At 72.0% G+C, this 14341-nt stretch carries 12 protein-coding genes; 4 read left to right on the top strand and 8 right to left on the bottom strand.

The features are described from left to right. Nucleotides 1–55: 55 nt before the first annotated feature. Nucleotides 56–487: an SgcJ/EcaC family oxidoreductase gene (locus DI272_RS11620; protein ID WP_258314526.1), complete on the bottom strand. Its 432-nt coding sequence runs from the start codon at nucleotides 485–487 to the stop codon at nucleotides 56–58. A 99-nt stretch (nucleotides 488–586) separates the two neighbouring features. Between DI272_RS11620 and DI272_RS11615 the strand changes: the two genes are divergently transcribed. Beyond that, on the top strand, nucleotides 587–1258 hold the full coding sequence (locus DI272_RS11615; protein WP_109495286.1) for a nucleoside/nucleotide kinase family protein: 672 nt from the start codon (nucleotides 587–589) through the stop codon (nucleotides 1256–1258). 69 nt (nucleotides 1259–1327) lie between these two features. Here the strand turns inward: DI272_RS11615 and DI272_RS11610 are convergent, their stop codons facing one another. Beyond that, nucleotides 1328–1696, bottom strand: a complete 369-nt coding sequence (locus DI272_RS11610; protein ID WP_109500795.1) for a helix-turn-helix domain-containing protein — start codon at nucleotides 1694–1696, stop codon at nucleotides 1328–1330. Nucleotides 1697–1799: 103 nt separating this feature from the next. On the opposite strand from DI272_RS11610, the gene DI272_RS11605 reads away from it, so the two are divergent. Further along, nucleotides 1800–2645, top strand: a complete 846-nt coding sequence (locus DI272_RS11605) for an SDR family oxidoreductase (RefSeq protein WP_109495285.1) — start codon at nucleotides 1800–1802, stop codon at nucleotides 2643–2645. Nucleotides 2646–2649: 4 nt separating this feature from the next. Here DI272_RS11605 and DI272_RS11600 read toward each other — a convergent pair whose 3' ends face one another. From DI272_RS11600 to DI272_RS11575, 6 genes are all read right to left on the bottom strand, one after another. Next, nucleotides 2650–4479, bottom strand: a complete 1830-nt coding sequence (locus DI272_RS11600; RefSeq protein WP_109495284.1) for a hypothetical protein — start codon at nucleotides 4477–4479, stop codon at nucleotides 2650–2652. A gap of 54 nt (nucleotides 4480–4533) precedes the next feature. Continuing rightward, entirely contained in the window at nucleotides 4534–6252 is a 1719-nt protein-coding gene (locus DI272_RS11595) for a hypothetical protein (protein ID WP_109495283.1), read from the bottom strand. Between the two features lie 2 nt (nucleotides 6253–6254). After that, nucleotides 6255–7157 carry a carbohydrate ABC transporter permease gene (locus DI272_RS11590; protein WP_109495282.1) on the bottom strand — a complete coding sequence of 301 codons (903 nt, stop codon included), beginning with the start codon at nucleotides 7155–7157 and terminating at the stop codon, nucleotides 6255–6257. Next, nucleotides 7154–8065 carry a carbohydrate ABC transporter permease gene (locus DI272_RS11585; RefSeq protein WP_109495281.1) on the bottom strand — a complete coding sequence of 304 codons (912 nt, stop codon included), beginning with the start codon at nucleotides 8063–8065 and terminating at the stop codon, nucleotides 7154–7156. Before DI272_RS11585 ends, DI272_RS11590 begins: the two co-directional genes overlap by 4 nt. A 127-nt stretch (nucleotides 8066–8192) precedes the next feature. After that, nucleotides 8193–9515, bottom strand: a complete 1323-nt coding sequence (locus DI272_RS11580; protein ID WP_109500794.1) for an extracellular solute-binding protein — start codon at nucleotides 9513–9515, stop codon at nucleotides 8193–8195. Nucleotides 9516–9790: 275 nt separating this feature from the next. Further along, the gene (locus tag DI272_RS11575) at nucleotides 9791–10921 is read right to left on the bottom strand and encodes an ROK family transcriptional regulator (RefSeq protein WP_258314525.1); all 1131 of its coding nucleotides are present in this window, start codon (nucleotides 10919–10921) and stop codon (nucleotides 9791–9793) included. A gap of 329 nt (nucleotides 10922–11250) precedes the next feature. On the opposite strand from DI272_RS11575, the gene DI272_RS11570 reads away from it, so the two are divergent. Further along, a complete protein-coding gene (locus tag DI272_RS11570) occupies nucleotides 11251–12159 on the top strand; it encodes an N-acetylglucosamine kinase (RefSeq protein WP_109495279.1) in 909 nt (302 codons plus the stop codon). Nucleotides 12160–12326: 167 nt separating this feature from the next. After that, complete coding sequence (locus tag DI272_RS11565; protein ID WP_109495278.1) at nucleotides 12327–14261, top strand: phosphatase PAP2 family protein; 1935 nt, start codon at nucleotides 12327–12329, stop codon at nucleotides 14259–14261. The last annotated feature ends 80 nt before the right edge of the window (nucleotides 14262–14341 follow it).

Raw genomic sequence — 14341 nt, 5'->3', positions numbered from 1 at the left:
AGTTCGCCCAGGTGTATGACGACCGGCCCGGCGTGCAGGTTCCGGGTGGGGCCGGTCAGTCGTGGGGGAACGAGTGGTGCTCGTGCGCGACCAGCCAGCGGCCGTTCTCCTTGCGCAGGCCGAAGGTCAGCCGCAGCCGGAGGCCCGGATGCACGGCGAGTTCCTCGGGGGTCGCGCAGCGCAGCAGCGCGTGGGCGTAGGCCACGTCGGCGCCCGCGGTCACGTCGAGGGACTCGATGTCGAAGCAGGCGCCCTGGGCCTGCCAGACGAAGAACGGCGGCCAGGCCGCGCTGTAGGCGGCGAGCCCGTGGATGCCGTGGTGGGGCGGCGGTACGTCGTACATGACGATGTCGTCGGCGTGGTCCGCGACGACGCCGTCGAGGTCGCCCCGGTGGACGGCTTCGGCCCACTTCGTGATCAGCGTGCGGATCTGTGCGGCGTCGTCGGCCCCGTCCGGCTCGGCGGACACCTCGGACTCGTCTGGCACGTCTGGCTCGTCCGGCACGGTGGCGGCTCCCTCCTGCGTCCCCCTCTCCCTGTGTTCCGGGCCAGGATCACGGCCCGGCCGGGTGGCACACTCTCCAGTGTGCCGCTGACATTCGACGACCTGCTCGCGCGCGCCCGCTCCCTCGCGCGGGGCGACCGGCGCGCGCTCCTGGGCATCGCGGGCAGCCCCGGCGCGGGCAAGACGACGCTCGCCGAGGCGCTGGTGCGGGAGCTCAACGCGGGCGGCGAGCCGTGGGTGGCGCACGTTCCCATGGACGGCTTCCACCTCGCCGACGTCGAACTGGACCGGCTGGGGCTGCGGGACCGCAAGGGCGCGCCCGCCACCTTCGACGCGGCGGGCTATGCGGCGCTGCTGCGGCGGCTGCGCGCCGAGGAGGACGGTACCGACGTGGTGTACGCGCCGGGCTTCGAGCGGGTGCTGGAGCAGCCGATCGCCGGGGCGGTGCCGGTGCCCGCGTCGGCCCGGCTGGTGGTGACCGAGGGGAACTATCTGCTGCTCGGCACGGGCGCGTGGGCGCGGGTGCGGGAGCAGTTGGACGAGGTGTGGTTCTGCGAGCTGGCGGAGGGCGAACGGGTCCGGCGCCTGGTGGCCCGTCACGAGGAGTTCGGCAAGGGGCACGAGGAGGCCGTGGCCTGGGTGCTGCGCACGGACCAGCGCAACGCCGAGCTGGTCGCGGCGACCCGGGAACGGGCGGACCTGGTCGTGCCGGTCGCCGCACTCGCCGTCCCGGGGCGTCAAGCGGTGCCGTAGGCCCGTCAGGCGATGTCGTATGCCTGTCAGGCCGTGCCGTAGGCCCTGTCAGGCCGTGCCGTAGTCCCGTCAGGCCGTGTCGTAGGCCTGCCTGGCCTTCTCGACCTCGTCGAGGTGCTCGGTCGACCACTCGGCCAGGTGCGCGAAGAGCGGCGCCAGGCTGCGGCCCAGTTCGCTGATCTCGTACTCGACCCGCGGCGGCACCTCCGGGTGGTACGTCCGCACGACCAGGCCGTCCCGTTCCAGCTGGCGCAGCCGCTGGGTCAGCACCTTCGGCGTGATCCTGGTGATGCGCCGCTCCAGCTCGACGAAGCGCTGCCGGCCGTGCGCGTGCAGGCTCCACAGGATCGGGGTGGTCCAGCGGCTGAACACGATGTCCACCACCGGGCCTATGGGGCAGGCGAGTTCAGGCTCCGTGGCGGTGTCGGTGACCCGCATCCGCATCCCTCCGGGGTAGTCACTTTCCTCTAGGTACCTACTATATCCACGGTGTTAGCGTCCCTTCATCGGCAACAGAGCCGGTCTCACAAGGGAGTTGCTCATGATCGTGGTGACGGGGGCGACGGGGAACGTCGGCCGGGAACTGGTCCGGACGCTGGCCGGGTCGGGGGCTCAGGTGACGGCGACGTCCCGGCGGATCGCCGAGACGGACGTGCCGGACGGCGTCCGGCCGCGGCGGGCGGAGTTGACGGACCCCGAGAGCCTCAGGCCCGTGTTCGACGGGGCGGAGGCGCTGTTCCTGCACGACGGCGGCCCCGTCGCGCATCTGCTCGACGTGCCGCGTCTGCTGGACGCGGCCAGGGCCGGCGGAGTGCGGCGAGTCGTCCTGCTGTCCTCGCTGGGCGTGGTGACCAGGCCGGAGTCGGCCTCGCACGGCGGCACGGGCCGCGCCATCGAGGAGGCCGTGCGGGGGTCCGGCCTGGAGTGGACGCTGCTGCGGCCGGGCGGCTTCCACTCCAACGCGTTCCAGTGGGCGGAGTCCGTACGGGAACAGCGGACCGTCGCCGCGCCGTTCGGCGATGTCGGCCTGCCCACGGTCGACCCGGCCGACATCGCAGCGGTGGCCGCGGTCGCCCTGGGTGGCAGCGAACACGCGGGCCAGGCTTACGAGTTGACCGGGCCGGCCGTTGTGACGCCCCGCCAGCAGGCCGCCGCCCTCGGGGAGGCGCTGGGCGAGGAGGTCCGGTTCGTCGAGCTGCGGCGCGACGAGGCCCGGGCACGGCTGCTGCGGTTCATGCCCGAGCAGGTGGCCGACACGACCCTCGAACTCCTCGGCGCGCCCACCCCGGTCGAGCAGCGTGTCAGCCCCGATGTCGAGCGCGTCACCGGACGGGCGCCGGGCACCTTCGCGGACTGGGCGCGACGGTACGCCGCCGCCTTCAAGTAGAACGTCAGGCGCGCAACGCCAACTCCGGTTCCCCGTGGGCGTCTCCGGCGGGATCGCCGACGACGGCGGTGAAGGCCTCGGTGCGCACGGTCAGCCCGTCCTCGCCGTACCGGACGACAGGGGCGAACTCCCGGCCGGGGCCGTAGCGCACGGCGAAGACGTGCAGGTCCTCCGGGGCGTCCGGCAGCGGACCGGCCTCCAGGGCCGTCGAGGACACCAGATGCCGCCAGCCCTCGTCGGGGTTGCCGTAGCCCCGGGGGTCGGCGGCCAGTGCGAACGCCGCCTGCTCCTGGGTCTGCTCCGAGCGGGCGTCGAAGTGGTCGGCGCCCTCCGACTCGGGGTGCGTCAGCCGCAGTTCCCCGGCGGCGGCGACCTCGGCGACGGCGGTACGGCGCACCCGGTCGCCGTCGTCGGCGGCGTACGGCATCCCGGCGAGCAGGTAGGGCGTACCCGGGAGGCGCTCCACGGCGACCGTCACCCACAGGCTCGTGCCGTCGGTGACGTACAGGGACCGCACATGGCGCAGGACGTGGTCGCGGGCGACGACCGGCTTGGTGACGAGTTTGGCCGCGAGGCCGTCGACACGCAGGTCACGGACCCGGACCTCGCCCATCGGGCGGCACAGCAGGAAGCCGTCGACGACCGGGCCGAAGCCGTGCTGCCGGTTCACGGCGGCGGGCAGGCAGTAGGTGCCCGCCGCCTCGACCACGGCCGGGGTCATCCGGTCGTCGAAGGCCACCGACACCGTCCCGGCGCGCAGTTGGTGCCGGGCGGGGGCCTCGGACGGCTGCCGGTGCCAGCGTGTGGTGTCCTGGATCTGCCAGACCAGCATCCACGCGAAGTGGCCGTCGACCCCGCCGTCCGCCTTGACCGCGTGCCGGGCCCAGCGGCTGTCGCCCCGGTAGCGGCCGAGGTCGGAGCCGATGCGGGCGCCGAAGTAGCGCAGCCCCAGGACCGATTCGAAGGCGGAGTGCTGTTCGCTGTAGCGCGGGCCGCCGTTGTCGAAGCCGCCGTTGGTCAGGCGGGCGTCGAGGTAGCGGGCGAGCGCGTCGCCGTCCTGCGCGAAGATCTCCTCGCCGCTGACCCGGTGGGCCTGGGCGAGGAACGACAGGGAGATCGGGCCGTAGTTGTTGTCGTACGCCCCGCCGTGTTCGGGGGGCAGCAGCGCGCCCCGGTCGGCGACCCGGTGGGCGCGGATCTTCTCGGTGTACAGCTCGATCGCGCGGGCCCTGACCGACTCCCCGTGTCCGGGCGGCAGATGCCGGGCGAGCATCAGGCCGCCGACGACACAGCCGATCGCCTGGTTGCCCGCCTCCTGCGGGTTGAAGAAGGTCGCCTCGGTCAGCCAGCGCCAGTAGCCGTGGGCCACGTCGAGGAGTGCGGCGCGCTGCCCGTCGTCGACCAGCCCTTCGGCCGCGTCGAGGAGGTTCACCGCCTGGAGCAGCGCCCACACCGTGCTCGGCCAGTCGCCGATGGGGTGCGCTCCGGCGGCCAGGGTGTAACGGGCGTACGGCAGGCCGGAGTTGCGGACCGCGAGGTTCGGGTAGCCGGGGTTGTCGTCGACGTACACCCGCTCCCGCAGATGGAAGCCGAGACTGCGCCGTACCGCTTCCGGCAGCCGTGGGTCCTTGGTCCGCTGCCAGGCGAACGCCAGCAGCGAGGTGATGCCGAGGGAGGTGTCGCCGATGTCGTCGACGCAGTCGGGGTGTTCGAGGTTGCCCTCCGGCGTCAGGCGGGCCAGGGCCTGCTCGGTGACGTCGGCGAGGACGGCGTCGTAGGCCTCCGGGGTGTCCGGCAGGTCGTGCAGCGGGCCGCGCTGGTGAGGCAGGTACACGGGTGGATCAGTCCTTCGTGCCGGAGGAGAGGGCCTGGGCGTCGGGCCTCGGGGTCACGTGGCGGGGGCGGGCCGGTGGGCGCGCAGGGCGACGGTCAGCGTGTGCGGGCCGAGCCCGCCGAGGTAGACGCGGTTCCCGGTGGTCGCGTCGGTGCCGCCCACCACGGTGTGGTCCTGGCCCGGGTCGTACCGCAGTATCTCGCTCCGGTCCGGTCCGGCGAGCGCCTCGCCCGTCTCGACGGCGGCCGCGACACGGATCTCGTCGCCGCCGGCCCGGTAGGTGACCGGGCTGGTCGTCAGGCACCAGCGTTCGCCGCCGAGCGGCACGGCGCCCTCCGGCACGCCGCCCGGCCGGAAGGTCAGCTCCAGGGCCCAGGGCACCGGTGGTCCGCTGAGGTCGATCCGCAGGTCGGCGCCGTCCTCCCGCAGGTCCACCTCGACCCGGGTGGTGTGCGAGACCTCGTCCTGAGGCCGGTCCGGGAAGGCCATGGCGGCGGAGAAGCGTCCCTCGTCCACCAGCCGGTAGGCGCCGTCGTCCCGCCGCCGCTCCGCCGGGAGCGGCTGGTAGTAGGCGGCGGTGAGGGTCTGGGTGAGCCGGTAGCGGTGGTCTCCGAGCGGGTCCATGGCGGCGGCGCGGAACGGGCCCAGGTCGAAGAAGCCCCGGGAGAGGCGGACCGCGTCGAGGACGGCGTCGCCGGCGAACAGGCGCAGGAAGGTGGGGTTGCAGGCGAGCCCGGAGCGGATGCGCCGGTGCTCGGGCACGTCGGAGCCGCCGTACACCACGGTGTGCGCGTCGGCCGAGGCGCGGGTGGCGAGGCGTGCGGTGGTGAGGTACCGGGCGCGTGGCAGCGTCTCCGCGTCCGGGTCCGGCAGGGCACGGCACAGGTCCGGGGTGAGGAGCGTCTGGGCGAGCAGGTCGGGGTCGTCGATGCCGGCCGCCGCCGCCAGCCGTGCCGCCCGGGCGAAGTCGCCGCGGCCGGTGCGGATCGCGAGGAGGCGGTAGTGCGGCAGGTAGTGCCCCAGCGGGTACGGGTGCCTCTGGTCCTGGCGTCGCGAGTGGACGGTCTCCACCGTGCCGTCCGGCCTGATGAGGTCCAGGGTGGTGGTGAGGTTGCGGGCGACGGCGTCGCTCAGGTCGGCGCGGTCGAGGACCTCGGCCAGCAGGAGCAGCGACGGGTTGGTCACGTGGGACGCGTAGACGGCACTGCGTTCCGAGTACAGGCCCTCCGCGTCGATGTCGACGCCTTCGGCGAGCCACTGCTCGACACGGCCGAGCAGCCGGTCGTCGGGGAACGACCGGTGCAGCCGGGCCAGCGCCGCGCACAGTTCCCAGCGGTGGTTCGGGGTGTGTACGCCGCCGGTCAGGAGGGGACCGGTGGCTGCGGCCGCGATCTCGGCGAGCGCGGCCGTGGCCTCGGCCAGTTCCGGTCCGGCGCCCGCGGCGAGGACGTGCGCGTCGCACACGTCGTTGACGGTGAACGCGGAGTCCGGGGGTGACTGGACGTTGTCGCCGCCCGCGAAGAGACCGGTGGAGGTCTGCACGGCCCGCAGGGCGCGGAGGTGGGTCGTCGCGGCGGCGACGGCCTGCTTGCTGCCGTGCAGTGCCGACTCCGGGGAACGGTACGCCGCGACCAGGGTCTTCACCCGCCGGGCCAGGGCACGGTGGGGCACACCGGCCGGTTCCCCGTCCGGGTCGGCCGCGAGCGGGACGGCCGACCGGTCGGCGGCGTGCGCCGCCGCGCGGACGAAGTCGTGGTCGAGCGGGAGGAGCAAGGTCAGTCCTTCAGTCCGGCGTTGATGTCGGCGTTCATGACGTACCGCTGGAACACCAGGAAGACGGCGATCAGCGGGATCATCGAGATGACCGAACCGCCCAGCAGCACCGACCAGTTGATGTTCTGTGCGCCGACGAGGCTCTGGATGCCGATCTGCACGGTGAACTTCTCGGGGTCGTTGAGCATCAGCAGCGGCCAGATGTAGTCGTTCCACCGCCACTGGAACGACAGAATGGCGAGCGTCAGCATGATGGGCCGGGAGATCGGCACCATGATCCGCAGGAAGATGGACAGTTCGCGGGCGCCGTCGATACGGGCGGCCTCGACGAGTTCGTCGGGGACCGTCAGGAAGAACTGGCGGAACATGAAGCATCCGGTGGCGGTGAGCACCGCCGGGAGGATGATGCCGCCGAAGGAGTTGTAGAGGCCGAGGTCACGGACGACCAGGAACTCCGGGGCGAGCATGACCTCGGACGGCAGCATCGTGGTGGCCAGGATGCACAGGAAGAAGAACTTGAGCCACTTGTTGTCGTACTTCGCCAGGGCGTAGCCGGTGCAGCAGCTGGCGCCCACCGTGAGGATCGTGGTGATCACGCACACGAAGGCGGTGTTGATGAAGTACTGGGAGAAGTTGGCGCTGTCCCACGCCTCCTTGTAACCCGACAGGGTGGGGTTGTGCGGAAGCAGCGTCAGCGGCAGGGAGAACAGGTCCCCGGCCGGCTTGAAGGAGCTGAGGACGAACCACAGCACCGGGATCCCGTAGAGGGCCGCCAGAATCCACAGCAGGGTCGTCGCGGACACCGCGGACCGCAGCCCGCCGCGTCGCCCGCTGCGCGGCTGCTTCTTGGCAGGCGTCCGGACGGAACCGGTGTCGACCTTGCGCGGCGTTTCTGTGGTGGTCATCGGTTCTCCATCCGCCGGTTGACGATCAGCTGGATGATCGCGACGGCCATCAGGATGAGCATGAGCACGAACGACGCGGCGCTCGCATAGCCGATCTGGCCCGTTTTGAAGCCGGTTTGGTAGATGTACTGGACCAGCAGGTTGTTCGACGTGCCCGGTCCGCCGTTGTTGAGGGCGAGGAAGAGCGGGTATTCCTTCATCGCGTTGATCGTGGTGAGCAGGATGACGATGAAGGAGGTGGGCGCGATGCTCGGCAGCGTGATGCTGAAGAACTGGCGCCAGGGGCCCGCCCCGTCGAGCGCGGCCGCCTCGTAGTAGGAGGCGGGCACGTTCTTGATCGCCGCGATGAACAGCAGCATCGAGAAGGCCGTTCCCCACCAGGCGCCGGCCATCACCACGACGCCCAGCGACAGGTCCGCGTTGGACTGCCACGCGATCGCGTCGCCGCCGAGCTTCTCGATGACGTAGTTGATCAGTCCGAAGTTCTCACCGAACAGCCACCGCCACAGGACACCCACGACGATGGGCGAGATGAGCCACGGCACGAAGAAGACGACACGGGCGATCGAGGCGCCCTTGGCCTGCTTGCTCACCACCAGGTTGGCGACGAGCAGCGAGAGCACGAAGTTGAGCGGGACGACGAGCACCGTGTACAGCAGCGTCCGGGTGAGCGCGTCGTAGAAGGTGGAGTCCCCGAACAGGTTGCTGTAGTTGTCCAGTCCGATGAACTGGAACGCCCCCACGCCCGTGTAGTTCGTGAACGAGTAGACGAGCCCGATCACCGCCGGCCAGACGAAGAACAGCCCGAAGAGCGCGACGTTGGGTGCGATGAGGACGAGCGGCGCGAGCGTGTACTTGCTGCGTCGCCTGGGCGGGCTCACGGACACGTCCGAGGCGCGTTTTGTCATCTTCCTGACTCCGTGCTGGTGGAATGGGTTGCGGTCGGCTCAGGCCAGGGGCCCGGCGTCACAGGGGGTTTCCGGGGCCGGGCGGCGGTGTCTCGACCCCGCCGCCCGGGCCTGGGGTGGCCTGCGCTCAGCCGCCGACCTGCTGGTTGTAGCCGTCCACGATGTTCTGCAGGGCCTTGTCGGCCGACTGCTGGCCGTTGATCGCCTTGCCGAGCTCGGTCTTGGTCGGGTCCTCGGTGAGGCTCTTGCCCTTCAGCACCCAGTTGGTCTGCGCGTTGTTGAAGTAGCCGGAGATCGGGTCGTAGAGCGGGATCTCCTCGTTGTAGAGCTTGAACGCCGCCTGCGCCGCCTCTGACTTGAAGGGGTACTCCGGGTTCAGGCCGCTCTCGACCGGCAGGAAGCCGGACGCCTCGCACAGCGCCTTGTAGTGGGCCGGCTCGTACAGCCAGGACAGGAACTTCGTGGTGGCCTTGGCGGCATCGCCGTTGTTGTTGAAGCCGACCACCATGCCGCCGCTGTTGACGTCACTGGCCTGCACCGGCTGGGCGGGGGTCGGGACGCTCGCCCACTCGAACTTCTTGATGCTGTCGGCGAAGGCGGGCACCTGCCACACGCCGGACCAGTAGGCGACGACGTCACCGCTCTGGAACATGGCGGACGGGTCGGCGCCGCTGGTCCACACCGACTTCGGCATGGTCTTGTCGTCGTTCCAGCCGACGAAGGTGTTCACGGCCTTCTTGGTGGCCGCGTCCACCGAGAACGTGCCGGAGTCGTCGGCGTGGACGTACTTGCCGCCCATCTCGTACACCATGGCGCGCAGCCGCGACGGCGACTGGTCGAACGTCAGGGAGTACTTGGCGTCGGTCTTCTCGCGCACCTCGTTGGCCGACTTGATGAACTCGTCCCAGGTCCAGGTCTTGTCGGGCGAGGTCGGGTAGTCGACGCCGGCCTTCTCGAACAGCGACTTGTTGATGAACATGCCGGAGGCGGTGACGTCCGAGGGGATGGACAGCACCTTCCCCGACGAGTCCTTCGCGACGAAGTTGCCGTTGATCTTGTTGGTCTTGTTGTTGGCGATGGAGCCCAGGTCGAGCAGCTTGTTCGACCAGATCGGGTCCAGCGCCGGGACGGCGGCCACGTCGGGCAGGGAGTTGGCCTGCGCGGCGTTGTGCAGCTTCGTGGTGTAGCCGTCGTAGGGGATGTTGACGAGCTTGACGGCGACGCCGGTCTCCTTCTTGTACTGCGCCACCATCTTCTTCCAGCCCGCGTCCTGCCCCGGAACCGTGGAGATCCAGAACGTCAGCGACTTCGAGGTGCCGCCCGAGTCGGAACCCCCGCCGCAGGCGGTCAGCAGCAGGGCGCCGGCCGACGCCACGGCAGCGAGGGGAACCAGGCGGCGCACACCGCCGCGGCCGAGTCGGCGAGAGCGCCGCACACCCACAGTGGTCATCTTCGATCCCATTTCGTGGTTAGGGGACGGAGCACGGCGCCGACAGAGGGCGGCACGGGTGCATTGTGCAAGAGGGTTCGCTTTCCGAGGGCGCGGCCTCGCCCGGCCGCGTCGCCTCGACGGGTGGGATCCCCGGCCATGAGGGCCGTCGTCGCACGAGCTCACCCTCGTGCGGCTGCCGTACGTCGCGTACCGGCGGGACGCTCACCCTGAGCCGGTGTCCCGACCGGCTTAGAAAGCGCTTGTCCGGACATTGGCAGACCGATGCGAAACCGTCAATCCTTCGCCCGCACGGCGTGGGTCACGGTTTGGACTCCCCGGGCCACCGCGAGCCGCGCGGCACCCACGACAGTGCCCAGCTCACCCACGGTGCTGCTGACGACCTCGGTGGGCCAGCTGAGCCGCTCCAGCTCGGCCTGCACCCCCGGCAGGAGCTGCGGGTCCGAGCCCGTGCTGCCGCCGAGAACGATCAGTCCGGGGTCGAGTACGGCGGTCACGGCGGCGGCCAGCCGGCCCACGTCCCTGGCGTGCCGGTCGACGACGGCACGGGCCGCCGCCCGCCCCTCGCCGGCCAGCGCGAAGAGCCGCTCCGCGGTGTCCGGGCAGGGTCCCTCTGCGTCCTGCCAGGCCTCGGCGGCCCGGCGCAGCAGCGAGCGGGCGCCGATGTACTCCTCCAGCGCCTCGTGGCGGGGCTCCTGGTCGTCGTCCCACGGGTAGGGCAGCCGGGCGACCTCTCCGGCGGCCCCGTTGGCGCCGCTGAGCACCCGGCCGCCGACGACGATGCCGAGACCGATACCGACGCCGATCCGCAGGTAGCCGAAGGTGTCGCGGCCCCGGGCGGCACCCTCGTGCAGCTCGGCGAGGGCGGCGCAGTTGACGTTGTTCTCCAGGTGGACGGGCACGCCGCGGGGCAGCGTGACGGCCACCGCGTCGAAGACCGGCCCGGCCTTGGCGGTGGCGGGCCGCATCCCGGCGCCGTCCTGCTGGGCGGCGACGTCACCGACGGCGACGACGATGGAACGGATCGGCGCGTCGGCGGGCAGCGTGAAGAGCGCCTCGCGGACCACGTCGGCGGCGTCGGCCCGGGAGCCGGTGGCCTCGGCCAGCAGGGAACCGTCCAGGGCGCAGCCACGGACCCGCGTGAGGGCCGGGCCGAGGTCGACGGCGAGGACGGCACCGGCGGCCGGTCCGAGCCGGTAGACGGCGGCGTTGCGCCCCGTTCCGCTGGACGCGGTGCCGGAGTGGGCCGCGAGGCCCGCGTTCTCCAGCTCGGCGACGGCGGAGGACACCGTCGGTTTGGACAGACCCGCAAGGCTCGCCAGCTGCGGCCGTGTCGCGCTGCCCGCCCGGGCCAGCACGGTGAATACGGCGTTCGCGCTCTCGGTCAGACGGGGGGCGATCGCCACGTCGTGTTCCACATATCCCCCACAGGTCACGGGCCGCGCCCCCGGTTCGATCGCGTTCGATCGACTCGGCGGGAGGCGGCGATGGGATGGCACGGGCAGCACACGTTCCCCGCCCCCGCGGCGGCCCGGACGGGCTACCCAGGGGTCGAGTGTGTGATGCCTCTTGACGCACTGTACTTCGTTAGTTAACTTCCTAACGAACGTCACGGTACTCGCCTGCCGTGGTCCGTCCAGAGGCCCGTCCCGGGGCTTCCCTACTCCTGAACTGCCCTTCCTCCAGGCACGGTTCGCCCGCCGTCGCAGCACCACGCAACGACGAAAGAGGATCCGTGCAGGAAGCCTCGTTTTCCGGCCCTCTCGTGCTCGGCATCGACGTGGGCGGCACCAAGACGCACCTGCGTGCGCTCGCGGGAGACACCCCGGTGGCCGACCACGTCCGCTTCAGCGCCGGCTGGCGGCCCCACGACCCCGTGGCCGCCGCCGGCTGGCTGGCCGCGCTGATCGCCGAAGCCCTGCCGCCGGGCGTGCGTCCCTCCGCGCTCGCCGTGGGCGGGCACGCCTGCGAGACCCCTCGCCAGTGCGCCCAGATCCGCACCGCCCTGCAACTCCACTTCGACGTCCCCGCGCTGGTCGTGGGGGACGCCGAACTCCTCGCCCCCGCAGCCGGTACGGACAAGGGCGTCGGCCTGGTCGCCGGGACCGGTTCGGTCGCGGTGGGCAGGACCGCCGACGGCTCGCTCGTCCAGGTCGGCGGATGGGGCGCGGTCCTCGGCGACGAGGGCGGCTCGGCCGGTCTGGTCCGCGAGGCCGCCCGCGCCGTATGGGCCGCCCACGACCGCGGGGAGGAGCCCGACGCGCTCGCCGCCGGACTCGTCGCCGCCTTCGAGGTTCCCGAAGTACCCGCCCTCGGCGCGGCACTCGAACGCGCCCAGGACGTCTCCGCCGCATGGGGCCGGCACGCCCCGGCCGTGTTCGCCGCGGCCGACGCGGGCTCGCACCTCGCCCGCACGGTGATCGCCGACGGCGGCCGCGCACTCGCCGCCCTGGTCGAACGCCTCGCCGCACGCGGCGTCGCGGTCGACGACGTGGTGGTGGCGGGCGGCACGATCCTCGCCCAACCCCTGCTGTACGACGCCTTCACCACCGCCCTCGCGGACAGCGTCCCGGCAGCCCGGCCGCAGCCGCTGCGGGTGCCGCCGGTCGAGGGCGCGGTGGCGCTGGCGCGTTCACTTCTGTGACACCCACCGGACGCCGGGCCCACCCCCGTCCGACACAACTCGCCCGTAGATCTTCGCTCGTAGCCGCAGAAAGCGCATACGGCCCGTCCGTCCTCCCGCGCTCCACGGCAGTCCTTCGCACGACTCCCCCGGCCCTCACGGCCGAAGAACTCAAGAGAGGCAGCCGCATGCCGTCCACCGCCGGGCACCGCTCGCACACGCCGGTCACCGAACTCGCCGTGAACAGAAGGGGGTTCCTCCGCACCTCCCTCGGCCTCTCGGCCGGCGTGCTGGCCGCGCCCACCTTCGCCTCCTGGCTGGGCGCCGCCGACGCCAAGGCCGCCACGGCCTACGCCGCGTTCGTCGACGACTACCGGACCAACGTCGTGGCGAACCAGACGCCCGAGACCAACGCCGTCATCAGGGCCCTCGGCGGCTTCGCCGAGATCTGGAAGACCGGCGGCGCCTGGAACACCGGCACCCCGCTGCGGCCCGAGATCCTGCGCGCCAACATGCGTTACTGCGCGCGTCTGACGAACGCCCGCACCGAGGCTCAGGCGAAGGAGGCGTTCGTCTACGACCGCCAGCACCAGAGCTACGCGATGATCGGCGCGCTCGGTCCGCTCACCGACCTGTACAAGTCGGGCGCCAAGGCGGTCACTTCGATCACCGGCGCCCCCGACACCACGCCCGCGACGACGATCAGCGACGCCGTCCCGGCCGACGCGCCCGCCGGTTCCGCGCTCGGCGCCGGTTCGTACACCTCGGACCTCGGCCTGGTGGCCAAGCTGGTGGACACCGTGCGCGGCCCGTACGCCTCCGGCAACCCGGCCAAGTTCGCCTTCCAGTACCCGCGTCCGTGGCGCATGAACGAGGACAGCGAAGTCGTCGACACGGGGAAGACCGACGCGCTCGGCTACCCGGTCTACGACTCGGACGTCGTCGTGGCGCCGCAACTGCTGCGCCAGCGCAGCACCAACCCGGCCGAGGACGGCGGTTTCCCCAGCGGCCACACCAACGCCTTCCACCTGGCCGCGCTGGCGTTCGCGTACGCGGTGCCGGAGCGCTTCCAGGAGCTGGTGACCCGCGCCTTCGAGCTCAGCCACACCCGGATCATGTCCGGCATGCACTCCACGGTCGACGTGCTCGGCGGGCGCGTCATGGCCACGGCCCTGGCCGCCGCCGCCCTGGCCGACCCCGCCAACGCCGACCTCAAGACGGCCGCCCGCGCCCAGGCCCTCGCCTACTTCCAGGCCAGGACCGGCACCACGGCCGACACCCTCATCGACTACGCCCACTCCGACGCGAGCGACGCCTACGCCGACCGCGACGCCAACTCCTGCCTGGTCGCGCCCAAGTTGACGTACGTCCTCACCCGGCAGGGCCGCAGCGAGCCGCTGACCGTGCCCAAGGGCGCCGAGGTGCTGCTGGAGACGCGGCTGCCCTACCTGGACGCGGCCCAGCGCCGCGAGGTGCTGCGCACGACCGCCCTGCCCTCGGGGTACGTCCTGCTGGACGGCTGGGAGCAGTGGGGCCGCCTCAACCTGTTCGCCGCGGCGGACGGTTACGGCTCCTTCGACGCCGACGTCACCGTCACGCTCGACGCCTCGGCCGGCGGTTTCCGGGCGGCCGACAGCTGGCGCAACGACATCGACGGCGACGGCGTCCTGACCAAGCTCGGCTCCGGCACGCTGACCCTGACCGGCCACAACCGGTACACGGGCGGCACCGTGGTGAAGGCGGGCGTGCTGGGCGCGGCCTCCGCGCACGCCCTCGGCCACGGCGACGTACGCGTCTCGGGCGGCACGCTGAAGGTGGCGACGAGCAGGTCGGTGCAGATCCACGGCGGTTACGCCCAGGAGTCCGCCACCCTCGACGTGACCCTGCGCGCGGGCCGCGGCCCCGCTCTGGAGGTCACGCGGCGCGCGGTGCTCGGCAGGGACAGCGTGCTCTCGCTGCACCTGGACGCCGAGAAGCCGCCGGTCGCCGGCAGTGTGGTCCGGGTGCTGGGCGCGGCGGGCCTGCGCGGCCGGTTCGACCGGGTGGAGCTGAACTCCGAGACGCTGCGGGCCGTACCCGTCTACACGGCGGAAGGTCTGTCGGTACGACTCCTGAAGCGGTGACGTCCCGCGGGGCGGGAGCTGATGCAGAGTAGGCGCATGAGGCGTCCTCGCATCGCTCCCGCGCCCGCGCGGTCCCTGTC

The organism is Streptomyces sp. Act143, from assembly GCF_003143935.1.
GTDB lineage: Bacteria > Actinomycetota > Actinomycetes > Streptomycetales > Streptomycetaceae > Streptomyces.
Note: the sequence above shows the minus strand (reverse complement) of the source record. Positions and strands in the feature narration are given on the sequence as shown.

Coding starts and splice junctions, on each gene's coding strand:
- DI272_RS11580 (WP_109500794.1), bottom strand. CDS start 9,515: ATGACCACTGTGGGTGTGCGGCGCTCTCGCCGACTCGGCCGCGGCGGT.
- DI272_RS11610 (WP_109500795.1), bottom strand. CDS start 1,696: ATGCGGGTCACCGACACCGCCACGGAGCCTGAACTCGCCTGCCCCATA.
- DI272_RS11605 (WP_109495285.1), top strand. CDS start 1,800: ATGATCGTGGTGACGGGGGCGACGGGGAACGTCGGCCGGGAACTGGTC.
- DI272_RS11590 (WP_109495282.1), bottom strand. CDS start 7,157: ATGACCACCACAGAAACGCCGCGCAAGGTCGACACCGGTTCCGTCCGG.
- DI272_RS11585 (WP_109495281.1), bottom strand. CDS start 8,065: ATGACAAAACGCGCCTCGGACGTGTCCGTGAGCCCGCCCAGGCGACGC.
- DI272_RS11565 (WP_109495278.1), top strand. CDS start 12,327: ATGCCGTCCACCGCCGGGCACCGCTCGCACACGCCGGTCACCGAACTC.